This window comes from Actinomadura rudentiformis, assembly GCF_008923185.1.
In the GTDB taxonomy this organism is placed as follows: Bacteria; Actinomycetota; Actinomycetes; order Streptosporangiales; family Streptosporangiaceae; genus Spirillospora; species Spirillospora rudentiformis.
In genome coordinates this window covers 73683-100680 of the sequence record NZ_WBMT01000020.1, presented here as the reverse complement: position 1 = coordinate 100680, position 26998 = coordinate 73683, and the positions used below count along the sequence as shown (strand labels likewise).

The 26998-nt window shown below is 71.0% G+C and carries 27 protein-coding genes; 12 read left to right on the top strand and 15 right to left on the bottom strand.

From position 1 onward, the window contains the following. Nucleotides 1-5: 5 nt before the first annotated feature. The 4 genes from thiO (at nt 6) to F8566_RS36085 (ending at nt 3259) form a co-directional block, all read left to right on the top strand. On the top strand, nt 6-1130 hold the full coding sequence (gene thiO, locus F8566_RS36100; RefSeq protein ID WP_151566367.1) for a glycine oxidase ThiO: 1125 nt from the start codon (nt 6-8) through the stop codon (nt 1128-1130). Beyond that, nucleotides 1127-1327 carry a sulfur carrier protein ThiS gene (gene thiS, locus F8566_RS36095; protein ID WP_151566366.1) on the top strand — a complete coding sequence of 67 codons (201 nt, stop codon included), beginning with the start codon at nt 1127-1129 and terminating at the stop codon, nt 1325-1327. Before thiO ends, thiS begins: the two co-directional genes overlap by 4 nt. Before the next feature lies 1 nt (nt 1328). Next, a complete protein-coding gene (locus tag F8566_RS36090; RefSeq protein ID WP_151566365.1) occupies nt 1329-2141 on the top strand; it encodes a thiazole synthase in 813 nt (270 codons plus the stop codon). Nucleotides 2142-2293: 152 nt separating this feature from the next. Next, on the top strand, nt 2294-3259 hold the full coding sequence (locus F8566_RS36085) for a DMT family transporter (protein ID WP_151566364.1): 966 nt from the start codon (nt 2294-2296) through the stop codon (nt 3257-3259). Here F8566_RS36085 and F8566_RS36080 read toward each other — a convergent pair. Continuing rightward, entirely contained in the window at nt 3246-4340 is a 1095-nt protein-coding gene (locus F8566_RS36080; protein ID WP_192810038.1) for a serpin family protein, read from the bottom strand. The genes F8566_RS36085 and F8566_RS36080 overlap by 14 nt on opposite strands. 108 nt (nt 4341-4448) lie before the next feature. On the opposite strand from F8566_RS36080, the gene pknB reads away from it, so the two are divergent. Next, nucleotides 4449-6398, top strand: a complete 1950-nt coding sequence (gene pknB, locus F8566_RS36075; RefSeq protein WP_151566362.1) for a Stk1 family PASTA domain-containing Ser/Thr kinase — start codon at nt 4449-4451, stop codon at nt 6396-6398. Between the two features lie 31 nt (nt 6399-6429). Beyond that, nucleotides 6430-7281, top strand: a complete 852-nt coding sequence (locus F8566_RS36070) for a deoxyribonuclease IV (RefSeq protein ID WP_151566361.1) — start codon at nt 6430-6432, stop codon at nt 7279-7281. Nucleotides 7282-7719: 438 nt separating this feature from the next. Here the strand turns inward: F8566_RS36070 and F8566_RS36065 are convergent, their stop codons facing one another. From F8566_RS36065 to F8566_RS36045, 5 genes are all read right to left on the bottom strand, one after another. After that, nucleotides 7720-9438, bottom strand: a complete 1719-nt coding sequence (locus F8566_RS36065; RefSeq protein ID WP_225993816.1) for a sodium/solute symporter — start codon at nt 9436-9438, stop codon at nt 7720-7722. Then, nucleotides 9435-9824, bottom strand: a complete 390-nt coding sequence (locus tag F8566_RS36060) for a hypothetical protein (RefSeq protein WP_151566360.1) — start codon at nt 9822-9824, stop codon at nt 9435-9437. The genes F8566_RS36065 and F8566_RS36060 overlap by 4 nt, the downstream gene beginning before the upstream one ends. Further along, the gene (locus F8566_RS36055) at nt 9817-10674 is read right to left on the bottom strand and encodes a LytR/AlgR family response regulator transcription factor (protein WP_151566359.1); all 858 of its coding nucleotides are present in this window, start codon (nt 10672-10674) and stop codon (nt 9817-9819) included. The genes F8566_RS36060 and F8566_RS36055 overlap by 8 nt, the downstream gene beginning before the upstream one ends. A gap of 93 nt (nt 10675-10767) precedes the next feature. Next, nucleotides 10768-12138 carry a histidine kinase gene (locus tag F8566_RS36050; RefSeq protein WP_225993815.1) on the bottom strand — a complete coding sequence of 457 codons (1371 nt, stop codon included), beginning with the start codon at nt 12136-12138 and terminating at the stop codon, nt 10768-10770. A 108-nt stretch (nt 12139-12246) separates the two neighbouring features. Next, nucleotides 12247-12852, bottom strand: a complete 606-nt coding sequence (locus F8566_RS36045) for a sulfite oxidase-like oxidoreductase (RefSeq protein ID WP_151566357.1) — start codon at nt 12850-12852, stop codon at nt 12247-12249. Between the two features lie 234 nt (nt 12853-13086). Between F8566_RS36045 and aroF the strand changes: the two genes are divergently transcribed. From aroF to F8566_RS36030, 3 genes are all read left to right on the top strand, one after another. Continuing rightward, on the top strand, nt 13087-14127 hold the full coding sequence (gene aroF, locus F8566_RS36040) for a 3-deoxy-7-phosphoheptulonate synthase (protein ID WP_151566356.1): 1041 nt from the start codon (nt 13087-13089) through the stop codon (nt 14125-14127). 322 nt (nt 14128-14449) lie between these two features. Next, on the top strand, nt 14450-15322 hold the full coding sequence (locus F8566_RS36035; RefSeq protein ID WP_225993814.1) for an EamA family transporter: 873 nt from the start codon (nt 14450-14452) through the stop codon (nt 15320-15322). A gap of 130 nt (nt 15323-15452) precedes the next feature. Next, nucleotides 15453-16343 carry a DUF5954 family protein gene (locus tag F8566_RS36030; RefSeq protein ID WP_151566354.1) on the top strand — a complete coding sequence of 297 codons (891 nt, stop codon included), beginning with the start codon at nt 15453-15455 and terminating at the stop codon, nt 16341-16343. Nucleotides 16344-16346: 3 nt separating this feature from the next. Here F8566_RS36030 and thiI read toward each other — a convergent pair whose 3' ends face one another. Continuing rightward, nucleotides 16347-17573 (bottom strand): tRNA uracil 4-sulfurtransferase ThiI, encoded by a 1227-nt coding sequence (gene thiI / locus F8566_RS36025; RefSeq protein ID WP_151566353.1) that lies wholly within the window; start codon nt 17571-17573, stop codon nt 16347-16349. Nucleotides 17574-17726: 153 nt separating this feature from the next. On the opposite strand from thiI, the gene F8566_RS36020 reads away from it, so the two are divergent. Beyond that, complete coding sequence (locus F8566_RS36020; protein WP_151566352.1) at nt 17727-18158, top strand: S1 RNA-binding domain-containing protein; 432 nt, start codon at nt 17727-17729, stop codon at nt 18156-18158. Between the two features lie 71 nt (nt 18159-18229). On the opposite strand, the gene F8566_RS36015 is transcribed toward F8566_RS36020, so the two are convergent. The 5 genes from F8566_RS36015 to F8566_RS35995 all read right to left on the bottom strand — a co-directional run bounded on the left by F8566_RS36015 (nt 18230) and on the right by F8566_RS35995 (nt 22646). Then, nucleotides 18230-19249, bottom strand: coding sequence for an ABC transporter permease subunit (locus F8566_RS36015; RefSeq protein WP_151566351.1), 1020 nt, complete (start codon nt 19247-19249; stop codon nt 18230-18232). Then, nucleotides 19246-20136, bottom strand: a complete 891-nt coding sequence (locus F8566_RS36010; protein WP_151566350.1) for an ABC transporter ATP-binding protein — start codon at nt 20134-20136, stop codon at nt 19246-19248. Before F8566_RS36010 ends, F8566_RS36015 begins: the two co-directional genes overlap by 4 nt. A gap of 89 nt (nt 20137-20225) precedes the next feature. Next, on the bottom strand, nt 20226-20879 hold the full coding sequence (locus F8566_RS36005; RefSeq protein WP_151566349.1) for a response regulator: 654 nt from the start codon (nt 20877-20879) through the stop codon (nt 20226-20228). After that, entirely contained in the window at nt 20876-22012 is a 1137-nt protein-coding gene (locus F8566_RS36000; protein WP_225993813.1) for a sensor histidine kinase, read from the bottom strand. Before F8566_RS36000 ends, F8566_RS36005 begins: the two co-directional genes overlap by 4 nt. Before the next feature lie 109 nt (nt 22013-22121). Further along, nucleotides 22122-22646 carry a hypothetical protein gene (locus F8566_RS35995; protein WP_225993812.1) on the bottom strand — a complete coding sequence of 175 codons (525 nt, stop codon included), beginning with the start codon at nt 22644-22646 and terminating at the stop codon, nt 22122-22124. Nucleotides 22647-22835: 189 nt separating this feature from the next. Between F8566_RS35995 and F8566_RS35990 the strand changes: the two genes are divergently transcribed. Continuing rightward, nucleotides 22836-23360 (top strand): SgcJ/EcaC family oxidoreductase, encoded by a 525-nt coding sequence (locus F8566_RS35990; RefSeq protein ID WP_151566347.1) that lies wholly within the window; start codon nt 22836-22838, stop codon nt 23358-23360. Here the strand turns inward: F8566_RS35990 and F8566_RS35985 are convergent. From F8566_RS35985 to F8566_RS35975, 3 genes are all read right to left on the bottom strand, one after another. Further along, nucleotides 23323-24621, bottom strand: coding sequence for a HAMP domain-containing sensor histidine kinase (locus tag F8566_RS35985; RefSeq protein WP_151566346.1), 1299 nt, complete (start codon nt 24619-24621; stop codon nt 23323-23325). The genes F8566_RS35990 and F8566_RS35985 overlap by 38 nt on opposite strands. Beyond that, on the bottom strand, nt 24618-25295 hold the full coding sequence (locus F8566_RS35980) for a response regulator transcription factor (RefSeq protein WP_151566345.1): 678 nt from the start codon (nt 25293-25295) through the stop codon (nt 24618-24620). Before F8566_RS35980 ends, F8566_RS35985 begins: the two co-directional genes overlap by 4 nt. Before the next feature lie 113 nt (nt 25296-25408). Then, nucleotides 25409-26434 carry a 6-phosphofructokinase gene (locus F8566_RS35975; protein WP_151566566.1) on the bottom strand — a complete coding sequence of 342 codons (1026 nt, stop codon included), beginning with the start codon at nt 26432-26434 and terminating at the stop codon, nt 25409-25411. 142 nt (nt 26435-26576) lie between these two features. On the opposite strand from F8566_RS35975, the gene F8566_RS35970 reads away from it, so the two are divergent. Then, nucleotides 26577-26987, top strand: a complete 411-nt coding sequence (locus F8566_RS35970) for a thiol-disulfide oxidoreductase DCC family protein (protein WP_151566344.1) — start codon at nt 26577-26579, stop codon at nt 26985-26987. Nucleotides 26988-26998 lie beyond the last annotated feature (11 nt).

The following is a 26998-nucleotide window of genomic DNA, read 5'->3' as shown; positions in this document are numbered from 1 at the left end:
CGCGAATGGATGTTGTGATCATTGGGGCCGGGGTCATCGGCCTGGCCACCGCGTGGCGTGCCGCCGCCCGCGGCGCCGCCGTCACCCTGGTCGACCCCGATCCGGCGAGCGGAGCCTCCTCCGTCGCCGCCGGGATGCTGACACCGGTCAGCGAGCTGACGTACGGCGAGGAGCCGCTGCTGCGCCTCGGGCTGGCCTCCAGGGAGCGGTACGCGTCGTTCGTCGCCGAGCTGGAGGAGCTGACGGGCCACGACACCGGCTACCGCACCGACGGCATCCTCGAGGTGGCCTTCGACTCCGACGACCTCGGCTATCTCGATGATCTGCGGCGTTTCCAGGAGTCGCTGGGAATCCCCATTCAAGCGCTCACCGGCCGCGAGTGCCGCAAGGCCGAGCCGATGCTCGCGCCGGGCGTGCGCGGCGGACTGCTGGCGCCCGCAGACGGCTCGATCGACCCGCGGCGCCTCACGCCGGCCCTGCGTGCCGCAGGCGAGAAGCTCGGCGTACGGCTCGTACGGCAGCGCGCCACCGCTGTCCTCGTCGAGAACGACACGGCCGTGGGCGTGCGCCTGGAGGACGGCTCGGAGGTACGGGCCGCCGAGGTGCTGCTGGCCGCCGGGCCGTGGTCGGGCGACATCGAAGGCCTGCCCGCCGGGATCGTGCCGGCCGTACGGCCGGTCAAGGGGCAGGTGATCCGGCTCCGCACCCGCGTGCCCTTCCTGCGGCGGCCCACCCGGGGTCTGGTCAAGGGTTCGTCGATCTACCTCGTGCCGCGGGCGGACGGGGAGATCGTGATCGGCGCCACCCAGGAGGAGATGGGCTTCGACACGCGCGTCACCGCGGGCGGCCTGTGGGAGCTGCTCCGCGACGCCCGCGAGCTGCTGCCCGGCATCACCGAGCTGGAGTTCGCCGAGGTCACCGCCGGCCTGCGGCCCGGCTCGCCCGACAACGCGCCGGTGATGGGGCCGACCGCGCTGCCCGGCTTCTTCGTCAGCACCGGGCACTTCCGCAACGGCATCCTGCTCACCCCGGTCAGCGCCGACATCCTCACCGACGTGCTGCTGGACGGCACGGTGCCGGACGTCGGCACGCCGTTCACTCCGGATCGTTTCGAGGTGGTCCCATCGTGAAGGTCATCGTCAACGGCGAGGCGCGCGAGCTGCCGGAGGGCGCAAGCGTCGCCGAGGTGGTCGCCACCGTCACCACGGCCGCGTCAGGGGTGGCCGCGGCACTCAACGACGAGGTCGTCCGCCGGTCCGAGTGGGACGCGACGACGGTACGGGACGCGGATCGGCTCGAAGTCCTGACCGCCGTGCAGGGAGGCTGACATGAGCGGAACCGCAGTGAACGAGAGCGCAGTGAACGAGAGCGGCCGGCTGGTCATCGGGGGCAAGGAGTTCGGCTCCCGCCTGATCATGGGAACGGGCGGGGCGCCGAGCATGCAGGTGCTGCGGGAGGCGCTCACCGCGTCCGGCACGGAGCTCACCACGGTCGCGATGCGCCGGGTCGACCCGGCGGCGCGCGGCTCGGTGCTGGACGTGCTGCGCGAGTGCGGCATCGAGGTGCTGCCCAACACCGCCGGATGCTTCACGGCGGGCGAGGCCGTGCTCACCGCCAAGCTGGCCCGCGAGGCGCTGGAGACCGACCTGGTCAAGCTGGAGGTCATCGCGGACGAGCACACGCTCCTCCCCGACCCGATCGAGCTGGTCGAGGCGGCCGAGCAGCTGGTCGACGACGGCTTCACGGTGATGGCCTACACCAACGACGACCCGGTGCTCGCCCGCCGGCTGGAGCAGCTGGGCTGCGCCGCCGTCATGCCGCTGGGCTCACCGATCGGGTCGGGCCTCGGCATCCGCAACCCGCACAACATCGAGCTGATCGTGGAACGGGCGAACGTGCCGATCATCCTGGACGCGGGTCTCGGCACGGCGAGCGACGCAGCCCTGGCGATGGAGCTCGGCTGCGATGCCGTCCTCCTCGCCACCGCCGTCACCCGGGCCCAGTCCCCCGTCACGATGGCCGCCGCGATGCGGCACGCCGTCGAGGCCGGCCGCCTCGCCCGGCTGGCGGGCCGCATCCCCATGCGTCGCTACGCCCAGGCGTCCTCGCCGTGGGAGGGGATGAGCCGTGGGAGGGGATGAGCCGTCCAGAGTGAAGCAACGCTAATGGCAGGGTTGAAGTAATACTCACTGGACCTCAATGGTCACCCGCCAGAAAACTGGTCGCACCAGCACCGCAACCACCGGGCACGCTTCGGTGTTCGTGGAAGTGTCCCCTACCTAAGGTGCAGCGCATGGATCAGTTGAAGGCGGCCTCGCCGCGCGCGGAACGCCTGGCCATCGCGGCCGCCACCGTCACCGTGGTGCTGTGGGCCTCGGCGTTCGTCTCCATCCGCAGCGCCGGGCACGACTACAGCCCAGGGGCCCTCGCCTTCGGGCGCCTCCTGTCCGGTTCGATCGCGCTGGGAGCCATCTGCCTGGTGCGTCGTGAGGGCTGGCCGTCGCGCGCCGCCTGGCCCGGGATCCTCGCCTCCGGGCTCCTCTGGTTCGGCCTCTACATGGTCGCGCTGAACTGGGGCGAGCAGGAGGTGGACGCGGGCACCGCGGCCCTGCTGGTCAACGTCGGCCCGATCCTGATCGCGCTCCTGGGCGGCTGGCTGCTCAAGGAGGGCTTCCCGCCGCGGCTGCTGGCCGGCATGGCGGTCTCGTTCGCCGGCGCCGCCGTCGTGGGCGTGTCGATGTCCGACGGCGGGCGGTCCTCGCTCCTCGGCGTCGGGCTGTGCCTCCTCGCCGCCGTGACGTACGCGGCCGGGGTCGTGAGCCAGAAGCCCGCACTCCGGCACGGCTCGGCCGTGCAGATCACCACGTTCGGCTGCGTCGTCGGCACGATCGCCTGCCTGCCGTTCTCCGGCCAGTTGATCTCCGAGGTGCCCGACGCCTCGCTGACCGCCACCCTGAACGTCATCTATCTGGGCGTCTTCCCGACCGCCTTGGCGTTCACCACCTGGGCCTACGCCCTGGCCCGGACCTCCGCGGGCAAGATGGGCGCCACCACCTACGCCGCCCCCGCCCTGGTGGTCCTCATGTCGTGGCTGTTCCTCGGCGAGATCCCCGGCTGGCTGACGCTCCTTGGCGGCCTGCTCTGCCTGGCGGGCGTCGCCGTGTCACGCGGCGGCAAGAAGCCGGCCGCCGCCCACGCGCCCGTCGTGGAGCCCGAGCCCGCCGCCGACCGCGAATCGGAGTCCGTCAGGGCTCGATGACGCGCGCGACGAAGTAGATCGCACCGGTCTCCCGGTGCCGGACGATGACGAGGAACGGCCGGTCCACCAGGAACGGCACCGGAGTGCTCACGTCGAACGAGACCGTCCGCATGACGACCGCCGTCGCGGCGGCGCCCTCGAACCCCCGCTCGTCGACCGTCAGGACGGCCTTGTGCACCACCTGGTCGATCCAGATGCGCGTCTCCTCGGTGATCGCGGAGAAGTCGGCCTCGCGCGTGAACGCCTCGTTCACGCCAAGGGCTTGGAGGGGCCCGTTAAGGACGGCCGAGCCCTCGATCCGGAACCTGGGCAAAGCCAGGTCGAGTTTGGCTTGGCCGCCATCGGCGTACAAGGAGCCGAGCACGTCCGCGGTCACGGCGCGTTCGGCGGCGGCCAGATCACCGTCTGGCAGCAGCACGTCGACCACGGCGTCGCTCTCGGTGGGAAGGGTCGCCATACGCCAGCCGTGGCCCTCCGTATAGCCGAAGTGCTCCGACTGCCGCATCGTCGGTACCTGGCGTGTCCCTGAGGGGGCGTGGAACGGCGCGGGCTTGGTGATCGTCCGCTCGAACACGTGCAGCCACGCCACCTTCATGAAGAGCGCGTTGACGATGACGGCCGCCACCTCCGGGTGGATCGTCCCCTCGGCGAGAAGATTCTTGATCAGCCCCCTCGTCGTCCGTTCCACGTCACGGTTGATCTCCTGCCGCGCTCCGTCGGGATCGCCCGCGAAGTCGGCGGTGTGCAATGCGCCGCCTGGCCATCCGAGCACGGTCTTCTGGAAGTCCTCGCCGAAGACGAGCCCTTCCCGCATCCACAAGTCGTTCGCCACGGCCATCTCGGGCCCGCCCTCGCCATGCGGCAGGTCGATCCGGGCAGAGCGCGCCAGCATCGCCGCGACGTCGCCCAGATCACCGTTCGGCGCGATGGCCGATGCCAACTCGTCGTACGTCCGCCCCCTAGCGCCGGCGGACGCCACGCCGAGCGCCGACGCCACCGAGTAGGGCGACCATGCGAAGTTCCCTCGGGCCGGCAACTCACGGAGGAGGGACAGCGTGAATTCAAGGTGAGGGACGTCCATAGGGCCGACCCTAGGGGAGGCCGCAGGGGAATCCAGTCCTCTGGCGTGATTCATGCTCATACTCCCGAGTGATGAGAACACCGTGATTTCGCCTTTAAACTCGCTCTGATGGACGCGACGGTTGCAGACCCACTCGTCGGGCAGGTGCTCGACGGGCGCTACCGCATTGAGTCGCGGGTCGCCCGTGGCGGTATGGCCACGGTCTACGTGGCCCGGGACATCCGGCTCGACCGCGAGATCGCCCTGAAGGTGATGCACTCCCACCTGGCGTCGGACGAGGACTTCGTCCGGCGTTTCATCGGCGAGGCCAAGGCGGCCGCGGCCCTGTCGCACCCCAACGTGGTCGCGGTCTATGACCAGCGGACCGACGGCGAGCACGTGTTCCTGGTGATGGAGTACGTGCCCGGCCGGACCCTGCGCGACCTGCTGGACGAGCGGGGACGGCTCGGCCCGCGCGAGGCGCTGGAGATCATGCAGCCGGTGCTGGCCGCGCTGGGCGCCGCGCACCGCAGCGGGCTGGTGCACCGCGACGTCAAGCCCGAGAACGTGCTCATCACCGACGACGGCCAGATCAAGGTCGCCGACTTCGGGCTGGCCCGGGCCGAGTCGGCCAGCAAGATGACCAAGACCGGCCTCATCATCGGCACCGTCGGCTACCTGGCACCCGAGCAGGTGCTCAAGGGCAGCGCCGACGTGCGTTCGGACGTGTACGCGGCCGGTGTGCTGCTGTTCGAGCTGATCACCGGTTTCCTGCCGCACCAGGGCGACTCGCCGCTCGCGGTGGCCTACAAGCACGTGAACGAGACCGTGCCCGCGCCGTCCACGGTGGTGCCTGGGCTGACGCCGGAGATCGACCTGCTGGTCACCCGGGCCACCTCGCACGATCCCGCCCGGCGCCCCCAGGACGCCAACCAGTTCCTGGCCGCCACGGCCGAGGTCCACGGCGGCCTGCGGCGTGACTTCGACGAGCGCGTCGCGGCGGCCTCATACTCCCAGACGGCCGTGTTCGAGTCGGGCCCGGCGGTCTCGGGGCACACCGCCGTCTTCGGCGCGGGACCGACCGCGCCCCCCGGCTACACCGCGCCGCCCGGCTACGAGGCCTATCCGCCCGAGCGCACCGCCGCCGACCGGGCGATCGGCGCCATCACCGGCAAGTACGTGCTCATCGCGATCGGCGCGGTCGCGGCCGTGATCCTCGGCTGGGCGGTCTGGTACCAGGTCTCCGGCCAGTACGACCACGTCCCCGACAAGATCGTCGGGATGGAGCTGAACGCCGCCAAGCAGCAGCTCCAGGACGACGGGCTGCAGGTGCAGATCGCCTCGGCGGTCTTCTCCGACCGGGTCAAGAAGGGCCAGGTCGTCAAGTCCGATCCGCCGGCCGGCGCGCGCGTCTCCAGCGGCTCGCTGGTCACGCTCACCCCGTCCAAGGGCCGCACCCCCAAGGATGTGCCGAACGTGGAGGGCAAGTCCCTCAACGAGGCCCGGGACACCCTCCGGGACAAGGGCTTCACTCCGGGCGACGTCATGAAGGAGTCGAGCACCACCGTCGAAAAGGACGACGTCGTCCGCACCGACCCGGCGGCGGGCGAACGCCACTCCCCCGACGAGCCGGTCAAGATCGTGGTGAGCACCGGCATGTCCATGCCGCCGCTGGTCGGCCGCAACGCCGAAGAAGCCGAGAACCAGCTGCGCTCGATGGGCCTGGACGTCAACGTCGACAAGCAGGAGGACGGCGACAAGCCACCCAACACGGTCCTCAGCCAGACCCCGGAGGCCGGCACCGGCGTCTCCAGGGGCGACTCGGTGACGATCGTCGTCAACAAGAAGGACTGCCTCTTCGGCGACTTCTTCTGCCGCGACGGCGGCGGGGGCGACGACGAGAGGATCCCCGTCCCCAACGTGACGGGCCGTACCGTCGACGATGCCCGCCAGGCCCTGGAGAACTCGGGCTTCCGGGTCAGCGTCGTCGGGATCACCGGCAACATCGTCCGGATCCAGACTCCCAACGGCGGCGAGGCGCCCCGCGGCTCGACCGTCACCCTCGTCCGCGGCCCCTGACCGACCCTCCCGCCACTAGGCTGGGAGGCCTATGACCTCCAAGAAGAGCCCCGTCGGAGGGCATATCCCCGTCGCCGGCGGGATGGCCACCAAGGGACTGAAATACGCCGCCGAGATCGGCGCCGAGGCCGTCCAGGTGTTCGTGTCCAACCCGCGCGGGTGGGCGCAGGCGGCGGGCAAGCCCGATGAGGACGCCATGATGCGCGAGAGCGGCGTCCCCACCTTCGTGCACGCCCCCTACCTGGTCAACTTCGGCTCCCCGAGCCCGGAAACGCTGGAAAAGTCGATCGCGTCAGTCCGGCATGCGCTTCAGCGCGGCGCCGCCATCGGCGCCCTCGGCGTCGTGGTGCACACCGGCTCGGCCGTCAGCCAGCCGTTCAACGACGCGATGCGGCAGGTGGGCGAGCACGTGCTGCCCCTGCTCGACGAGCTGCCGGACGACGGGCCCGACCTCCTCCTGGAGCCGATGGCGGGCCAGGGCGCGATGCTCTGCGCGACGGTCGACCAGCTCGGCCCGTTCTTCGAGCAGCTGGACGGCCACCCCAAACTCGGCGTCTGCCTCGACACCTGCCACGCCTACTGCGCCGGGCACGACCTGGCCGCCCCCGACGGCGTCCAGAAGACCCTCGACCTCCTCGTGGAGACGGTCGGCACGGGCCGCCTCAAGCTCGTCCACGCCAACGACTCCAAGGACCCCTGCGGCTCGTTCAAGGACAGGCACGAGAACATCGGCGCCGGCCGGATCGGCGAGAAGGCGTTCGCCGAGCTCTTCCGCCACCCCGAGGTCGCGGGCGTCCCGTTCATCATCGAGACCCCCGGCCGCGCCGCCGAGCCCCACCGCAAGGATGTAGAGACCTTGAAACGCCTACGCGACGAGCCGTAACGACTCAGTGACAACGTCACCATCTCAGCGCGGCAACCCTGAAAATAGGCTCGGGCGCTGCTGAACAACCCCCCGACTGTTCAGCAGCGCCCGAGCCGACCGCCGTCGGATCCCACCCCCCCGGTACGGGATCCGACGGCTCCTGATCCGGCGTTCGACATGCGTTCGCCGGATCTCCAGTGTCGTTCTGGCCGGGGTCTTGCAGGGCCGTCACCGGTCCTGCCCGCTTCCCCGTTGCGGTACTGAGAACACTAGAGGGGTCGTGCCGCCGATCGGGGCACGGACGGCCGCACCCTCGATGAACGGTGCGTAGTCATCGCTGTACGTAGAGTAGTCACAGGACGAGCGGTCGGTTTGGAGCGGCGAACGGTTCCGTTGGCGTGCTGGGAACGATCCACAGGGGACACCCGCCCGTTCACGGACGCGGAACGGTGCGTTTCAGCGGACGAGAATCTCTTCGGGAAGGTGCAGGCGGGCGATCGCACGATCGGCGCGGCGCGGGATGTGACGCCGCGTGAGCAGCGACACGATGATCGTCACCGCGACGCCGATCGGCACGATCACCATCGCGGGCTGAGCCAGGACCGCGGCCGTCCAGCCGGACCACGGGCCGCCGAGGATCCAGGCGACGCCCGCCGCCACGGCGAGCCCGCCACCGACCACCAGGCCGGCGCCCGCGCCGGCGGGCGTCAGGCGGCGCCACCAGATGCCGAGCACCAGCAACGGGCACAGGGAGCACGCGGAGACGGTCAGAGCGAGGGTCACCAGGCTCGCCGCGCCGAGCGGTCCGATCCGGGTCACGAGGGTGAGCGGCACCGCCAGGGCGAGAAGCGCGCCCACCCGGAACGCGGCGACACCGCCGCGCCACAGGCATTGCGAGAACGTGCCCGCGATCGCCACCACGATCCCGCAGGACGTCGAGATGAACGCGGCGAACGCCCCCGCCGCCACGAGCGCGGTGAGCAAGGCGCCTGCGGCGCCCGGTGCGAGCCGCTGAGGCAACATCAGGATGGTCGCGTCGGTGTCGCCCGTCATGAGGAGCTCTGGCGTGTAGAGGCGCCCCAGCGCGCCGTACACCGCCGGAAAGACATAGAAGAGCGACAGGAGCACCGGGACGACCGCGGCGGTGCGGCGGGCGGCTCGGCCACAGCGGTCGGTGTAGAAGCGCATGAGGATGTGCGGCAGGCCCATCGTGCCCAGCAGCACGCCGAGGAGGGCGGAGTAGGTGGCGAACAGCGGGTGGCCCTCGCTCCGCCCGAACGGCATCGCCCACGTGTGCCCGTCCTGCAGAGGAAGGCGTTCGGCATGCGGGACGGGTGTCCCCGCCCGGAAGACGAGCGTGCTCCCCTCCCCCAAGATGTGCCGTCCCGCGGGAAGCGGGACGTCGGCCCCGTCGTAGTGCCTCCCGTCCAGCTCACCGCGTACGGTCACGACGGTGTCGCTCGTGACAACCCGGACGGCCACCTCGGCCTGCACCCGCACGGTCGTGGCCCGGTCGAACGCGGGCAGCCGGTCCGCGGTCGGGTCGTCGCCGCCGTCCAGGTGCCAGAGCGAGAGGAGCGCCACCGCCGGGACCGCCACCGCGACCAGCTTCACCCAGTACTGCACGCCCTGCACAACGGTGATGCTGCGCATCCCGCCCGACAGGACGATGGCCAGGACCACCGCCACCACGACGGCCCAGCCCACCCAGACCGGTGCCCCCGTCAGCACCCGCAGCGTGACGCCCGCTCCCTGGAACTGCGGGAGCAGGTAGAACCAGCCGATGAAGCACACGCACACGCTGACGATGTGCCGTACGGCCCGGGAGCCGAGCCGCCACTCGGCGAAGTCGGAGATCGTGTAAGCACCGGACCGCCGCAGCGGGGCCGTCACGAACGCCTGCAGCAGCACGTAGCCCGCGGCCGCGCCGATCGGCAGCCACAACACGTCGGCGCCGTAGGCCAGCACCATCCCGGCCGTTCCCAGGAAGGCCGCGGCCGAGATGTACTCGCTGCTGATCGCCGACGCGTTCCATGTCGGCGTGACGCCGCGCGAGGCGACGAGGAAGTCCGACGTGGTGGGGGTGCGGCGCCGCCCGTACGAGCCGAGGACCGCGACCATGCCCAGAACGGCGACCAGCGCGGTGAGCGCGGCCGCCACGGCCATCACGATCATGACCGGTCCACCAGCCGGGCGAAGTCCCGCTCGATCCGCTCCGCCTGGCGCAGGTGCCGGGCCGCGGCGGCGATCCAGATCGGCTGGATGCACAGCGCGAGGCCCAGCCACGAGACCGGGATGCCGTGCATCCGCGACCGGCCCAGCGCGGGGAGGAGCACGAGCAGCAGCGGCAGTCCGATGATCACCACCGCGACGACCGTGAGGGTGGCCAGGGCGGCGCGCAGCTGGGCGCGGATGAGCGTGCGGACGTACACGGCGCCGAGTTCGGTCTGCTCGTCGAGGTCGTGAGCCAGGCTCCAGCTCCGCTCGCTGCCCGTGTCTCCGAGCCGGCGCGCCCGGTGCGTACGCGGGCTCGCCACCACGACCCGCCGCTGGTCAGACATCTTCGGCCCGTCCCCGGGTCGCCGCGCCCCGGCCCTCCGCGTTCCGTCTCTCGAGAACGACACGAGTGTCGCGGACGCCGTGGTCGTCGTCGGGCTCGGCGTGGCGGAAGCGGCGGACGAGGAGGTCGCGCACCTCGCGGGTGTGGCGCCGGCTCACCGGGAGCAGCTCCGCGCCGACCTGCACGGCCGCCCGGCCGCCGTCGAAGCGCAGCTCGCTGATGTGGGCGGACGCGACGAGCGTGCTGCGGTGGATGCGGATGAACCCGGCCGCCTCCCACCGCCGCGCCAGCGAGGCCAGCGGCATGCGCACCAGGTAGCTGCCGTCGCCGGTGTGCAGCCGCACGTAGTCGCCCTGCGCCTCGACGTGCGTCACCGAACGGCGGGAGACCAGGCGGGTGCGCCCGCCGAGCTCGACGGGCACCATCTCGTCCGCGGCGGGCTGCTCCGGCGCGCCGTCCTCGCGCGACTGCCGGTGCACGGCCTCGTCGACGCGGCGGACCGCCTCGGCGAGCCGCTCCGGCCGCACCGGTTTGAGGAGATAGTCCAGCGCGCCGAGCTCGTACGCGGTGACCGCGCAATCGTCGTGCGCGGTCACGAAGACGACCTCGGGCGGCGACGCGAACCCCGTCAGCAGCCGGGTGAAATCGAGGCCGTCCAGTCCCGGCATGCGGATGTCGAGAAAGACCGCGTCGAGGCGTTCGCCGGCGACGAGCATCCGGCTGAGGTCGCGCAGCGCCGCCGCCGCGTCGCCGGCGCCTGTGACCTGCTCGATGCGCGGATCCTCGCGCAGCAGGTAGAGCAGCTCCTCCAGCGCGGGAACCTCGTCGTCGACGGTCAGGACACGCAGCATAAAGAGGACCCTGCCGTGATTACTCTCCGTCCGCAATCGATTTCGCTATGCGAGGTCAATGTCTTCCTCAAATTGGCCTCGGCCGTTCCGATGTCAGTCCGGAAAGACGCCTGGACGGTACTTCGGCACCCGCAGGTTGACCTTGGCTCCGGCCCCGAGCGCCGTCTCGACCGTCATCCCGTACTCGTCGCCGTAGACCTGCCGCATGCGCTCGTCCACGTTCGCCAGGCCGATCCCGGCGCCCGCGCCCGCCCGCCGCTCACGCCCCGCCGGTCCGGCGCCCGCGGAGAGGACCTCCCGCAGCCGGTCGGGGTCCATGCCGACGCCGTCGTCCTCGACGCTGATGGCCGCCTCGGCGCCCGCGTCGCGCGCCACGATCCGGATGTGGAACGACTCGCGACTGCCCTCCATGCCGTGCCGGATGGCGTTCTCCACCAGCGGCTGCAGTGAGAGGAACGGCATCGCCACCGGCAGCACCTCGGGCGCGACCTCCACGCTGAACTGCAGCCGGTCGCCGAACCGCGCCCGTTCCAGCAGCAGGTAGCGGTCGATCGAACGCAGCTCGTCGGCGAGCGTGGTGAAGTCACGTGGATTGCGGAACGAGTAGCGGGCGAAGTCGGCGAAGTCGAGCAGCAGCTCTCTGGCCCGTTCGGGATCGGTCCGGACGAACGATGCGATCGTGGTCAGCGAGTTGTAGACGAAGTGCGGGGAGATCTGCGCGCGGAGCGCCCGCATCTCCGCCTCGGCGAGCCGGGCTCTGGAGGAGTCGAGCTCCGCCAGCTCCAGCTGGCTCGAGACCCAGCGCGCCACCTCGCCCACGGCGCGGACGCGGGCGGCCGAGGCACCCGGGCCGTACGCGGCGATCGCGCCCTCGACCCGTCCCTCGACCGACAGCGGAGCGATCATCGCCACGCGGATCCGGCACAGCGGGTCGTCGCAGCCGTTGAGCTCGGGTGCCACCACGCGCGGCCGTCCCGAGGCGAGCACCGGCTGGGCGTGCAGGAGGGCCTGGCAGGCATGCGCATCGCCACCGGGGCCTTCCCAGACCAGCAGCCGCCCGCGCTCGTCGTCCGCGCCTGTGTCCGTGTCCGCACGTGCACCCGCGGCCGTGTCCGTGGCGTGGCCGTCGCAGTCACCGACGCCAGTGTCGGCGTCGGCGTCGATGTCGGCATCGGCGTCGATGTCGGCATCGGGCTGCTGGACGGCGACGAGCGCGACCGCCTCGGCTCCCAGCAGGATGCGCAGGTGCTTGGCGGCCTTGCGCGCCGACTCCCGGTCAAGCCCGGCCCGCAGCGAGGGCGAGGCGCGGGAGATGGTGTGGAGGGTCGCGAACGTCGCCTCGTCAGCCAAGGTGCCGAATCCGCGTCGCCGCGCACGCAGCCAGCGGCGGACGGCGCTGACGAACAGCGCTGTTCCGGTGACGAGGACGCACGCCACCACGTCCAGCACAGAGGGTGATACCACGATGGCCCAAGGTAACGCCCTCGCGGTCCCGGCGTGGCGAGTCCCGCACATCGGCGTTCAGAGCGGCTCGGCGTTCAGAATCGCTCGGCGTTCAGAGCCGCTCGGCGGTCACAGCGGCGGGGTCTCGCCCTCGTCCTCCTGGTAGGAGTAGCGCTGCTCGCGCCAGGGGTCGGCGCCGTTGTGGTAGCCGCGTTCCTCCCAGAACCCCCGCCGGTCCTTGACCAGGTACTCGACACCTCGGACCCACTTGACGCTCTTCCACGCGTACAAATGCGGCACGACGATCCGGATGGGGAACCCATGGTCGGGACTGATCCGCTCGCCGTTCCGGTGCGTGGCGAAGAGCGTGCCGTCGGCCAGGAAGTCGCTCATCCGGATGTTGGCGCTGTAGCCGTACTCGGCCCACACCATCACGTGCGTGACGTCCGGGGCGGGCGGCGCGAGCTCGACGATCGCCGAGCCGGAGACGCCCTCCCATTCGTTGTCCGGGATCGTGAACTTGGTGACGCAGTGGAAGTCGGAGACCGCCTTGGTCCGCGGCAGCGCGTCGAACTCGTCCCATGTCCAGCGGTGCTGCTCGCCGGACTCGGTCGCGCCGAAGACCCGGAAGTCCCAGTCTTTGGGACGGAACTTGGGCACCGGGCCGTAGTGCAGGACCGGCCAGCCCCGGGGGATGTACTGCCCGGGCGGCAGTTGCTTTTCGGGTGGCGACATGACGCGGCCATACTGCCATCCGGGGTGAGCTGAGCCATATTCGCCCCCTCCTCGCAGGTTCACCCAGCCCCATGGGCTACGCTGTGGGCCATGCGCAACGTGATCTATTTCTTTTGGTACGACCGGCCCGGGAGGCTGGTCTGCCAGACGCTGCGCTGACAGACCACAAGGCGAAAGCCCCGGGCCGTGATGGCCCGGGGCTTTCGTCGTTTCAGGATGAGGAGAGGCACAACCATGGTCGTCGTCATGGCCCCGGAGGCCAGCGAGGCAGATATCAAGGCCGTCGTCTCACTAGTCGAGACGGCGGGCGGTGACGCGTTCGTGAGCCGCGGCGTGCAACGCACCATCGTCGGGCTGGTCGGCGACGTTCAGCAGTTCGGGTCGCTCAACCTGCGCGGCATGCGCGGCGTGACCGACGTGATCCGGATCTCCGCGCCGTACAAGCTGGTCAGCCGTGAGAACCACGCCGAGCGCACGGTCGTGCGGGTCGGCGGCGTTCCGATCGGGCCGGGCACCATGACGCTCATCGCGGGGCCGTGCGCCGTGGAGACGCCGGAGCAGACGCTGGCGGCGGCGCAGATGGCCCAGGCGGCCGGCGCCACGCTGCTGCGCGGCGGCGCGTTCAAGCCGCGCACCTCGCCGTACGCCTTCCAGGGGCTGGGCGAGGCCGGGCTCCGCATCCTCGCGGACGTCCGCGCGGAGACCGGCATGCCGGTCGTCACCGAGGTCGTGGACGCGCACGACGTCGAGCTCGTCGCCTCGTACGCCGACATGCTCCAGATCGGCACCCGCAACGCGCAGAACTTCGCGCTCCTGCAGGCCGCCGGGGAGTCCGGCAAGCCGGTCATGCTCAAGCGCGGCATGAGCGGCACCATCGAGGAGTGGCTGATGGCCGCCGAATACGTCGCGCAGCGCGGCAACCTCGACATCGTGCTGTGCGAGCGCGGCATCCGCACGTTCGAGAAGGCCACCCGCAACACCCTGGACATCTCCGCGGTCCCGGTCGCGCAGCGCCTCTCCCACCTGCCGGTGATCGTGGACCCGTCGCACTCCGGCGGCAGCCGCGACCTCGTGCTGCCGCTCACCCGCGCCGCGATCGCGATCGGCGCCGACGGCGTGATCATCGACGTGCACCCGCACCCGGAGACCGCCCTCTGCGACGGCCCCCAGGCCCTGGTGGACGGTGACCTGAGGGAGCTCGCCAAGGTCGTGCGCGACCTGCCCCCCATGGTCGACCGCGAACTCACCCAGGCCGCCGACGGCGTGCCCGCCTGAGCACCCTCTCCTCATCCCCGTCCCGCCGTGATCATGCAGTCGGCGATCCCGAAAGTCGTGGTCACGGCGGATGGTAGGGTCTCGCCCATGGCGTACTGGACCCCCAACTGCGGACCGCCCCGCTCCTGACCGGGGCGTGGCGACTCTTCTCACCCTGAGCATGTTGCGAGACCGGCGCTGACGCGCGCCCGGTCTTGATCTTCTGCGCCCCGGATTCGAACCCTGTTTCTTCTGGTTTCGAGTTCAGGAGCAATTCTTCGTGTCCGTACGCACTCTCTCCCAACGCGCTCTTTCACGGCGCACTCCTTCCCGTCCTGCGCCCGTGCGCGTGGGGGGCACCGCCGACATCCTGGTGGCCGCCTGCCTGTGGGGCACCACCGGGACGGTCCGCACCTTCGCCGACGGGGCCTCCAACGTCTCGATCGCGGCGTCCCGCATCGTCCTCGGCGGCAGCCTGCTGCTCGCGCTGGCCCTGGTGACCGCGCGCGGCGGCCTGTTCCGGCTGCTGAGCACGCCCCGCGACCGGACGCTGGTCGGCCTCGGCGCCGTCGCCATCGCCGTCTACCAGGCGGCGTTCTTCGTCGCCGTGGCCCGTACCGGCGTGGCGGTGGGCACCGTCGTCACGATCGGCAGCGCACCCGCGTTCGCGGGCCTGCTCGGCGCCCTCACCCGCCAGGCCAGGCTGACACCCCGGTGGCTCGCGGCGACCGCCGGGGCGGTGGCCGGCTGCGCGGCCCTCGTCGGCGGCGGCGAGTCGGCCGGCGTCGAGCCGATCGGCGTGGGGCTGGCCCTGCTGTCAGGGCTGGCGTACGCGGTGTACGCCAGCGTCGCGTCCGCGTTCATCACGCGGGGCGAGGACGACCGGGCCGTGGTGGGCATGCTGTTCGGGGTGGCGGCGATCGTCCTGCTGCCCGTCCTGGCGATGACCGGGCCCGGCTGGATGGCGACCCCCTCGGGAGCGCTGATCATCCTCTATCTGGGCGGGGTCACGACGGCCGGCGGGTACATGTTGTTCGCCCGCGGGCTGCGCACCACCCCGGCGACCACGGCGACGACGCTGACGCTCGCCGAACCCGCCGTCGCCGCGGTGCTGGGCGTCGTGGTGCTGGACGAGCAGCTCGGCGGCCTCGCCCTGGCCGGACTGGCCCTGCTGGCGGCGAGCCTCCTGCTGCTGATCCTGCCGTCCCGCAAGTGATCCGCAGCTGATCCCGCCTGCCCGCAGCTGAACGGGTGGTCCCGCCAACCGGGACCACCCGTTCAAATCGGAACGGAAATGTGCCGCGAACCTCTCGCCAGCACGGGCTCTGGCGAGGATGATGTCGCGCATGACAACGGGCGATGGGGACGCCGGTGGGCGGTTGTTCCCCGAAGACCTGGACGGGGTGGACCCGGTCGCAGCCGTGAAGCTGGCGGACGCCTGCCGCTCCATCGCCGCCTATCCGGAGCTGGTGGTGGCGGGCGCGCTGTTCACGGCCGCCGAGCGGGTGTCCGGGGGCTGGCAGATCGTGTGCCCCTGCGACCCGATCCCCCAGGGGGCCAGGGAGTTGCTCGCCGAGCATCTCACCGACCGGGCGGCCCTGGCCGACTGGATCGCGGGCCGTGACCTGCGGGCGGCGGCCCGGAGCCTGGAGAGCGAACCCCGTGACGAGGTCCGGGTGGCCGGCTCGCACTTCCGGATCGTGCGGATCGAGCAGGTGGTGCGCACCGGCCCCGACGGCCCTGAGCCGCCCCGGCCGACGGACGTCGACCCCGCGCCCGACGAGCTGCGCCTGCCGCCGTCCCGCCCGTACGACCTGATGCCCGACGGCCAGACGACCCCGGACATCGCCACCGCCGAGCTGCTGTGCCAGCTGCTGGACGCGACGGGTGCGGGGACCGCGACCGAGCCCGGGGCGTTCCTGACCCCGGTGCTGCTCTCCCCCGCGTTCACCGTGGCAGAACGTGCCAGTGGACGCTGGCGCCCCGGTGGGAGGATGCACGAGACGCCGCAGCAGGCCCGCGGCTCGCTCGCCACCTACTTCCGGCACGTGGTGCCCGCGGTCGAACATCCCGGCACCGAGGAGCTCGACGAGTACGCCGAGGCCGCGGCACTGCTGACGGGCCGTTCACGCCTCAACGGCCTGGAGGTGGCCGGGCGCCGCTTCAGGATCGTCCGGATAGAACGCATCGCGCTGATGGGCGCCGAAGGCCCAGAGCCCCCACGCCCGAGAGACTAGGGGTCAGGAGTCGCCGTAGACGGGACGGTGCTCCTGTACCGACTCGGCCAGCTGGTCGGCGAGCTCGGCGACGTCCAGGCGCTTCTCGATCTGCCGCAGGTCGTCGATCTTGGCCCGCGTCTCGGCCCGCCGCGGGGCCAGCAGCGTGCAGCAGTCCTCGTCCGGCAGCTCCGAGATCGACAACGTCCGGATCCGGCGCGCCTGGTCCATGATCTCGATCTTGTCCATGCCGATCAGCGGGCGCAGGATGGGCAGCTCCACCGCGTCGTCCAGCGCGGTGATGTTGGTCAGCGTCTGGCTGCTGACCTGCCCCAGCGCGTCCCCGGTGATCAGGGTGCCGCCGCCCAGCCGGTGCGCCAGCACCTCGCCGGTCTTGAGCATCAGCCGGCGCTGTGCGATCACCGCGAGCTTGTCCGCGCCGGACGACTTGATCTGCTGCTGCGCCTTGCCGAACGGCACCACGAACAGCCGCGAGCCGCCCTGGAACTTGTCCAGCTCACGCACCAGCGCGTACGCCTTGTAGATCGACTCCGGCCCGGTGAACGGCATGCCGGAGAAGTGCAGGTAGTCCACCCGCAGGCCGCGCCGCATCATCCGGTACGCGGCGACCGGCGAGTCGATGCCCCCGGACATCAGCACCAGGCCCCGCCCGCTCATGCCGACCGGCAGCCCGCCCTGGCCGGGCAGCCCGCCGGAGAAGACGAACGCCTCGTCCCGGTCGATCTCGATCGAGACCGTGTGGTCGGGCCCCTTCAGCTTGACCGGCAGCCCGTACACATCGTTGATCTTGCCGCCGACCTGGCGGTCCAGCTCGGTCGAGGTCAGCGGGAACCGCTTGTCCCGGCGCTTGGTCCGCACCGCGAACGACCCGGTGCGGCCGGCCATGAGCTCCAGCGCGGCCCGCTCGACGCTCTCGACGTCCTTGCCGACCCGCCACGCCCGGTGCGCCCACACGATGCCCATGACATCGCTGATCCGCTCGGCCAGCGCGTCGATCTTCTCGACGGTGGCGTCCTTGGTGCGGACGATGAACACCCCGTGCCGCCGGATCACGTCCACCCGGGCGATCCCCCGGGTGGCGGCCCGCACGTTGTCGGCCAGCCGCCGCTCGAACAGCTCACGGTTCTTGCCCTTGAGCACGACCTCGCCCAGTTTGATCAGCACGCACGGCTCCCCGTCGACCGGCGTCTGCGCCTGGACGGCTTCGGTCGCGGTGTCGAGCGTGGGCATGCGTCATCCTCCTGGAAAGCGGAAAGGGCCGTACTCCAAGTGTGGCCCAGCCAACCCAACACCGCGACTCACTAACCTGTTCCCAGATTCGCGAAAGATCGCCGGTCTCACGGTCCGCGCCTACACGTCGGTCGAGGCGCCGATGCAGTCAGGATGGGACAGCGTGTCAGTGCCGAAGTGGTCTCCGTCGATACGGCCGCCGAGCGGATCTGGCTGTCGCTGGCGGCGACCGAGCACCCGGAGCTCTGGACGTTCTTGAAGGCGCTCCGCGCCGGAGACGTGCCCACCGGCCGGGTCGCCGACATCCAGAACTTCGGTGTGTTCATAGCCCTGGACGAAGGCCCACCGCACCCCGCCTATCCCGGTGTCGGGTTCGTGACGATTCCCGAACTGTCCTGGAAGCACTTCGAAGAGGTGACCGACGTCGTTCGCATCGGGCAGCGAGTCCGCGGAGAAGTGCTCTCCTTTGACACCACCAACGGCGAAGCCAGGCTCTCCCTGCGTGCGCTGCACCCGGACCCGTTCCAGTCCGACGAGCTCGCGACACGGGCGCATCCTGACCCGAAAGGCCGGGATTTTCCGTAGAAGTCGTCGGCCAGGACCACCACCCGGCGGGTGGCGCCCACCAGGCAGTGGTCGAGTCCGTGCCCTCACTTTCAGGCGCGTCGGATGCGCTGGAGAGCGATGAGGATGAGGAGTCCGCTGACCGCCAGATAGAGCCCGGTCTCGATCAGCTGGAACTGCCAATAACGGCTGCCCGGCTGGTACTTGATGTCGACGTGCAGGTTGAGTTTGGACAGGCACGCCGCGGTGTCGCCGAACGTGCCGCCGGTGCCGGTCTTCGGCGGGGTGTCGAGGCACTCGTTGAACTTGCTGTCGCCCAGAGTCCGCCCGTCCGCGGTGCGCAGAGGGCTGGTCTCGCTGATCCATGCGTCGGGTGCGCCAGGCACCTGCAGGCCGCCGATGACGGGGGCGCCGGTGATGCTGCCCAGGCTCCTGGCCTCATTGATGATCTGCGTGGTCATCGGCAGGGTCGTCTTCTCGGACGGCATGAGATACGGCCGCACCAGGTTCGGCACCGAGAACTGGAGTACGAGGAAGACGACGCCCGTGATGGCCATCGCCGGGAGCGTCCGGCGCACGAGCAGGCCGACGAGCGTGCCCAGAATGAAGGCGAGGAAGGCGTAGCCGATCGGGGCGACGTTGCGGGCACCGAACTCCACCGCGCCGAACCTGTCCGCGGCGACCGCGTCGTACGGGGCGGCCGCCCAGGTGAGCAACAGGCTGGCCAGGCCCGTCAGAATCATCGCGGCCAGTCCGACGAACGCCATCCTGCAGATCAGCCAGCGGCGGCGCGTCACGCTCTGGTTCCACACCAGCCGGTGGGTGCTGATCTCCAGCTCCCGGGCGATCAGGGGTGCCCCCCAGAACGCGCCGATGACCACGGGGATCAGCCCGAGTCCGCCGGCCAGGAAGAGCAGCGTGTTCTGGTAGGCGCTCTGAAACTGGCTCTTGGCCTGCGCGCAGTCGCCGGGGTCGGCGCACCGGGACTGGTAGGCGTCGTGGGCATCCCGGATCTCCGTACCCAGGTACAGCAGGTAGACGGCGATCAGAGCGAGCCCGACGGCGGCGGCGAGCGCCTGGAGGCGGAACTGCCGCCAGTTCAACCAGATCATCGCGTTCCCTCCCCGGCGGCGAACGCGCGGGACATGTAGCCGAGCACCAGTTCCTCGAGCGTGACGGGTTCGACCCGGTACGGGATCGACGGCGGCGGCACGTCGGTGCGTACCAGGGCGCGGCTGTACTGGCCGTTGTTCTCCATCCGGACGACCTCGACACCGGCGGGCAGCCGGTCGAGTTCGCCTCTGGGCGCGACAAGCCGATGGTGCGCGGCCAGCAGATCCTGGACCTTGCCGGCGACCTGGACCTGCGCCGCGCACAGCACGATGAGGTGGTCGCAGACCCGTTCGATGTCGCTGAGCAGGTGCGACGACAGCACGGCGCTGGCTCCGAGCTCCGCGACGAACTCGACCAGGTTCTCCAGGAACCCCCGGCGGGCCAGCGGATCGAGCGCGGCCGCAGGCTCGTCGAAGATCAGCAGTTCGGGGCGTTTGGCGGCGGCGATCGTCATCGCCAGCTGCGCGCGCTGGCCACCCGACAGCCGTCCCGCCTTCTGGCCCGGATTCAGGCCGACCTGCGCGATGCGCCGCTCGGCCAGCTCCTGATCCCAGGACGGGTTCAGCCGCGCACCCAGGCGCAGATGGTCGGCCACGCTGAACGACGGGTACACCGGGGTGTCTTGCGCCACGAACCCGACCCGTGCCAGATGCGCGGCGCTCTCCGCCGGCCGGGACCCCAGGACGCGCAGCGAGCCCGACGTCGGTTCGAGCAGCCCGCAGGCGAGGTTCAGCAACGTCGACTTCCCGGCCCCGTTCGGCCCGACAAGGCCGACGACGCGACCGGCCGGAATGGTCAGGTCGACCCCGTTCAAGGCCACCCGGCGGCCATATCTTTTCGTCAATCCCTCGGCCCGCAGAACCGGGACGGAATCCTCATGTGACATGCGCCCATCCTGGAATCAACGCCATTTCCGGGCATCAGTCCAAAGCACAGTCCGGGCCGTCAGCGATCGTACTTTCGGCCGGTGGTGTGTCATCTGGTGTCGATCAGGCGGTTCTCCCAGGCCCATGCGGCGATGCCCACTCGGTTGCGGACTCCCAGTTTGGTCTGGATGCCTGACAGGTGGCTCTTGACCGTGCTCAGCGAGATGAAGAGCTCTGAGGCGATCTCCTGGTTGGTGCGGCCGCGGGCGAGGGCTCGGACGACTTCCAGCTCGCGGTCCGACAGCGGCGGGGGCTGCGCCGGGGGCGGCGGCGCGGTCGCCGTCAGGTGCCGTAGCAGGCGGACGGTGACCGATGGCGAGACCAGTGCCTCGCCGTTGTGGGCGGCGCGGACCGCCTCGACGAGCAGGGCGGGACCGGCGTCCTTCAGAACGAATCCCACCGCGCCGCCGCGCAGCGCCCCGTACACGTACTCGTCGAGGTCGAACGTGGTGACCACGATGACCCTCATCGGGTCGGGCACCCCCGGGCCGGCCAGCACGCGGGTCACCTCGATGCCGTCGAGCCGGGGCATCCTGATGTCCACGAGGCACACGTCGGGACGCAGCCGCCGGGCCATCGCGACCGCCTCGGCTCCGTCGGGTGCCTCCCCGACGACGCTGATGTCGGGCTGGTCCTCAAGGATCAGCCGCAGCCCGCGGCGGATCATCGCCTGGTCGTCGGCGAGCAGGACCGAGATGGTCATCGGGGCTCCCCGGCGGGGAGGGTCGCCCGCACGGACCAGCCGCCACCGGCCCGCGGTCCGGCGCACAGTGAGCCGCCGAGCGTCTCGACACGTTCGCGCATGCCGATCAGACCGTATCCGCCGCGGTGGTGTGGCCTGGTCGGGGTCGCTGGAGCGTCGTCGGTGACCTCGACGGTGATGTCCAGCGGGCCCTGCTCGACGGTGACCACGACGGAGCGGGCTTTGGGCGCGTGCCGCAACACGTTCGTCAGCGCTTCCTGGACGACGCGGTACACCGTGCTGGTCACCTCCGGCGGCCAATCCCCCTCCCGCATGTTCAGCCGCACCGCCGGGCCCTTCCGGCCGAAGCGCTCCACCAGCGCGCCGAGCCCCTCCGGCCCGGGGGACGCCGGTGCCGCGTCCGCCTCGTCGCGCAGCAGCCCGACGACCCGCCGCATCGCCGCCAGCGCGTCGGTGCCGGCGGCCTCCATCTCGCTGAGGTACTCGGTCACCTGCTCCGGGTTTCGCCTCGCGACCACTTGGGCGCCCTGTGCCTGGATGACCATCCCCGTGATGTGGTGGGCCACGACGTCGTGCAGTTCCCGTGCCAGCTCCAACCGTTCGGCCTGGCGCGCCCGTTCTGCGGTGGCGCTCGCCCGGGCGTCCAACAGCCGCAGCGACAGCCCAGCGCCGACGGCGGCCAGCCAGATCATGCCCGTCACGGCCGTTATGCCGGACGAGGGTGTGGTGGCGAGCTGACCGGTGGCGACCACCGCCAGGTCCGCACCCGCGATGGCACCGGCCTGCACAGCGGGCAGAATCCGGAGCGCGGAGCCGACCAGCACCGCAAGGCCCAGGGCCATGGCCGGGCTTGGCTCCGCCGGAAGCTCGGGGGGATCAGCCAGACGGGGAACCAGGATCGTCAGTGCCGCGATGCCGAGCCCCGCGATGGCCGGCCAGGGCGGCCGGCCTTGCCCCAGCAGCGTCAACAGCGCCGGCAGGCACACCGCCACGGCGGAGAGGCTGCCCGGCACCCAGTACCAGGCGCCCCAGCTCTGCGCGATGACGAGGGCCTGCATTGCGATCGCCGTGAGGAACGCGGCGCCGACCGCGGTCACGAAGGCGATCCTGGCCCATCGCGCCGGAACGATCACGCCGGCCAGGCTACCGACTCGTACGCCGTCCCTGCCGTGATCCTTCACTCCGCCGATCCCCATGGCGGTCTTGGAGACCTCGGATACTGTGCCTGGCTCGCGTTCATCTTTACCGCCGAAGCCTGCTGGGCTGCGGCGACTCGGCCGGAGCACCGGATGCGAACACGCGCAGAACCGGCCCGGTGACGAGGCATCCGACCATCAGCAGGGTGGCCAAGGTCGTCATGGCGGTGGGGCCGAAGACCCACGCCAGCGCGGTCACCGCGGCACCGCCCGCAGCGATGGCGATGGCCGCCTGCGCCGGCAGCGTTCTGATCGAGGAGCCGACGAGCACGGCGAGGGCCAGGGCCGTCGTGGGCGACGGCTCCTGCGGCACCTCGACCACAAGCGACATCACGACGGCGACGGCCGTCACCACCAAGCCGGCCACCGCCGTCCACAGCTTCTGCCGCGCGCGCAGCAGCGCGAGCGTGGACACCACCACCGCGACGGCAGTGGTGTAGATCCAGTACGCCTTGCCCCAGCTGCTGATGAGCATGTACGCCGTGAAGGCGATGCCCAAGGCGAACACCACGCCCAGCCCGGCATTGACCAGAATTCCGCCCGGCCCGGCAGGCCGTTCCACGCTGTTCATGGGGTTGAGGCTAGGAAGCGGCAGCGCCCGCGTAACCAGCCGAAAGTACGGAAGTGGGCCGATACGCAGAGTCACTTGTCGTTTTTCTATTGTTGCGCTCTCTCTGCGCTGTCCTGGCGTTAAAGCACTCCCGGCGATGCTCAAAGTGTCCAAATCCACCACGGATGGCACAGCACACGGGAGACCTGAATGAAGCAACGGATTTCGGATCGCGCGGCCCTGACCACCGGCGCGGTACTGCTCGTCGCCGGCGTCGTGGCGGGCGCCGGGATGACGCACGCCGTGGCCGAGCCGGCCAAGGCCGAGCGGGCCGCCTCGGCCACCATGCCCGGCAAGCCGAGCACGAAGGAGATCGCCGGGCTGTTCGACGGCTGGCTGGCGGCCGTGCGCACCGGCGACCCGCAGAAGGTGGCCGCGCGGTACGCGTCCGACGCCGTGCTGCTGCCCACGGCGTCGCCGAAGATCCGCACCGACCGCGCCGGGATCGTCGACTACTTCGAGCACTTCCTCAAGCGCGACCCGGACGCGAAGAAGATCCGGACGGTCGTGAACGTGCTGGACCGCGACTCCGCGATCGACACCGGCCTCTACAGGTTCACGCTCGACGGCGGGAAGACCGTCGTCGAGGCCCGCTACACCTACGAGTACGAGAAGCGCGGCGGGAAGTGGCTGATCGTCAACCACCACTCCTCGGTGGTGCCGCCCGCAAGCTGACGCGCACGACCAGTCCGCCCCCGGGAGCGTCGCCCAGCGCGACGCTCCCGCCGTCGCCGGTCACCAGCCGTTTGACGATGGCCAGCCCGAGCCCCGACCCGGACCGTCCTGTGAGCCCCTGGCCGCGCCAGAAACGGTCGAACGCGCGGGATTTCCCGGCGTCCGGCATCCCAGGGCCCTCGTCCTGGACCTCCAGGACGACCTCGTCTCCGGCCTCCGCGACCGTCACCTGGACGGTCGCGCCGTCCGGGGAGACCGCCAGGGCGTTGGACAGGACGTTGTCCAGCACCTGTTCCAGGTGCCCCGGCCCGGCCAGCACCCGGAGGCGGCCGTCCACCGGCCCGGAGCTGAAGCGCACGCCGCGCTCGTCGCCCGCCGTGCGCCACAGTTCGAGCCGGTCGGCGATCACCTCGCCGAGCGGGACCGGTTCGGCGACGGTGACCTTGGCGTCCTCGTCGGCCAGCACCAGAAGCCCGTTGACCAGGCGGCTCATGCGCACCACCTCTGCGGTCGCCTGCTCGATGTCCTCGCGGGCGAACTCGTCGTCCACGCCGTCAGCGATGTTGTCCAGGGACAGCCGGAGCGCGGTGAGCGGGGTGCGCAGCTGGTGGGAGGCGTCGGCGACGAAGATCCGCTGGGCGTCGAGCAGGGTCTGCAGCCGTTCGGCGCCCAGGTTGAGGGTGCGGGCCAGCGTCCGCGTCTCCAGCGGTCCCGTCACCGGCGACCGGGCCGTCAGGTCCCCGTCGCTGAACTTGCTGGCCATCTCGTTCAGCTGCCGCAGCGGCCGGGTCAGCCGCCGGGCCGCCAGCCGTCCCAGCAGCGCGGCCACCATGATCACCCCGACGGCCAGTGCCGCGCGGAACCACCAGATGCGCCACAGCCGGCTGTTCAACTCGCTGGTCGGGTAGGTGATGCGGATGGCGCCGACCGTCCGGCCGTCGGACGCGCGGGCCGGGGCCGTCACCACCAGGGCGCCCGACCCCCAGCGCGCCGAGTCGCGTCGCTGTGCGGTCTCGCCGGGGATCACCGCGATCCGGCCGGGGGTCTCGCGCTGGTACGCCGCGACCATGCGGTCCAGGGCCTGCCGCGACTGGGCGTCGCCGCCCGCGAGCAGCAGCGCCATCGTGGTGGCCTCCCGGCGCACCGACTCCTCGGTGTCGCCGCGCACCTGCGCGGTCAGCGTGAAGGCCACCGGCACGGTGAACGCGGCGAGCGCCACGGTGACCAGGAGCACGTAGCTGGTGACGAGCTGCCGTATCATGATTGCGCGGACGGCTCGTCGACGACCAGCCGGAACCCGACGCCCCGCACCGTCTCGATCCTGATCGCCCCGGCGAGCTTGCGCCGCAGCGCCGCAACGTGCACGTCGAGCGTCTTGGTCGGCCCGAACCAGTGCGCGTCCCAGACCGCCTCCATGATCTGCTCGCGCGTCATCAGCGCGCCCGGCTCCTCGGTGAGGAACGCCAGCAGGTCGTACTCCTTCGGCGTGAGCTGCACCTCTTTGCCGTCGAGATGGGCGCGTGCGGCCTTGCGGTCGACGGTGAGCCGCCCGTACCGGTCCGGCCCGGCGGCGTCCCCCTGCGGCGGCCGTGCCCGCCGCATCACCGCCCGGATGCGCGCGATCACTTCCCGCACCCCGAACGGCTTGGACACGTAGTCGTCGGCCCCGATCTCCAGGCCGACCACCCGATCGGTCTCGTCGCTCCGGGCGCTGATGACGATGATCGGCACGTCCGTGCGTGTGCGCAGCTCCCGGCACACGTCCAGCCCGTCCCCGTCGGGCAGCCCGAGATCGAGCAACACCAGATCGGCAGGCGAGGCCTCCAGCGCCTCGCGCCCCGTCGTCACCCAGTCGACCTCGAACCCATACCGGATCAGCCCACGCCGCAGCGACTGGGCCACCGGCTCGTCATCCTCCACCAGAAGTACGCGCACGAGAGCACCCTAAGCCGCTGACCTGCACCCCCGCCGCCCGCACCCACCGGGGAGGCGCCGAAGAAGGGCCGGAGAAGGGCCGGACCCAGAGCGGAGTCCGGCCCTCAGGTCGCTCAGCCGAAGAAGACCTCGGCCTCGGCGTAGCGCTCGGGCGGGACGGTCTTGAGCTCGGAGGTGGCCTCGGCGAGGTCGACCCGGGCGATGTCGGTGCCGCGGAGGGCGACCATCTTGCCGTAGTCGCCGTCGCGGACGGCGTCGATGGCCTGGAGGCCGAATCGCGTGGCCAGAACGCGGTCGAACGCGCTGGGCGTGCCGCCGCGCTGGATGTGCCCGAGGACGGTCGCGCGGGCCTCCTTGCCCGTGCGCTTCTCGATCTCGTCGGCGAGGCGCTGCCCGATGCCGCCGAGCCGGACGTGGCCGAACGCGTCGAGCTCACCGGTCTGGATCTGCATCTGGCCGTCGATCGGATGGGCGCCCTCGGACACCACGATGATCGGTGCGTAGCGGGTCTTGAAGCGGCTCTCCACGTACTCGACGACCTTGTCCATGTCGAACGGCCGCTCGGGGATCAGGATGACGTTGGCGCCCGCGGCCATGCCGGCGTGCAGCGCGATCCAGCCCGCGTGCCGGCCCATGACCTCGCAGATCAGAGCGCGGTGGTGGCTCTCGGCCGTGGTGTGCAGCCGGTCGATGGCCTCCATCGCGATGTTGACCGCGGTGTCGAAGCCGAACGTGTAGTCGGTGGCGTTGAGGTCGTTGTCGATGGTCTTGGGCACCCCGACGACGTTGACGCCGTTCTCGTAGAGTTCGCGGGCGACGCCAAGGGTGTCCTCGCCGCCGATGGCGATGAGCGCGTCGACGCCCAGCCCGGCCAGGTTGTCCTTGATCTTCTCGATGCCGCCCTCGACCTTGATCGGGTTGGTCCGCGAGGAGCCCAGGATCGTCCCGCCGCGCGGCAGGATGCCGCGTACCGCCTGGACGTCGAGCGCGATCGTGTCGCCCTCGAGCGGGCCGCGCCAGCCGGCCCGGAAGCCCACGAACTCGTAGCCGAAGACCTGGACGCCCTTGCGCACCACCGCGCGGATCACGGCGTTCAGGCCGGGACAGTCACCTCCGCCGGTCAGCACTCCGACGCGCATGCCCTCTTGCTCGGTCAACAGGCCCTCCCTGGTCGTTCGGCATTCCAGCCTAGTCTTGCGCACATGACGGCACACGGTATTCGACGACTGTGTCGACATGCCGACATTGGTCTAGACCATACCGGGTGGCAGGATGGAGATCATGAGCTTCCGGGAACGGCCGGTGCTGGTGTACGACGGCGACTGCGGATTCTGCACGACGTCCGTCCGGTTCGTCGAACGGCGTGTCCCGACATCAGCGGAGATCACGGCGTTCCAGTTCGCCGACCTCGCCGCGCTGGGCACCGACGTGGAGCAGGCCTCGCGCGAGGTGGTGTGGGTCGCCCGGGACGGCCGGACGTACGGCGGCGCCCAGGGGGTCGCCCGTCTTCTGGTCGACGCGGGCGGCATCTGGCGGCCGCTCGGGATCATTGCCATGATCCCCCCGTTCCGATGGCTGGCCCATGGCGTTTACCGCCTGGTGGCCGGCAACCGCGGCCGGCTGCCAGGCGGTACGCCCGCCTGCGCCCTCCCCCCTGACCGCCGCCCCGGCAGCACCGGCCGCACTCCCTGACCCCGGGTGTG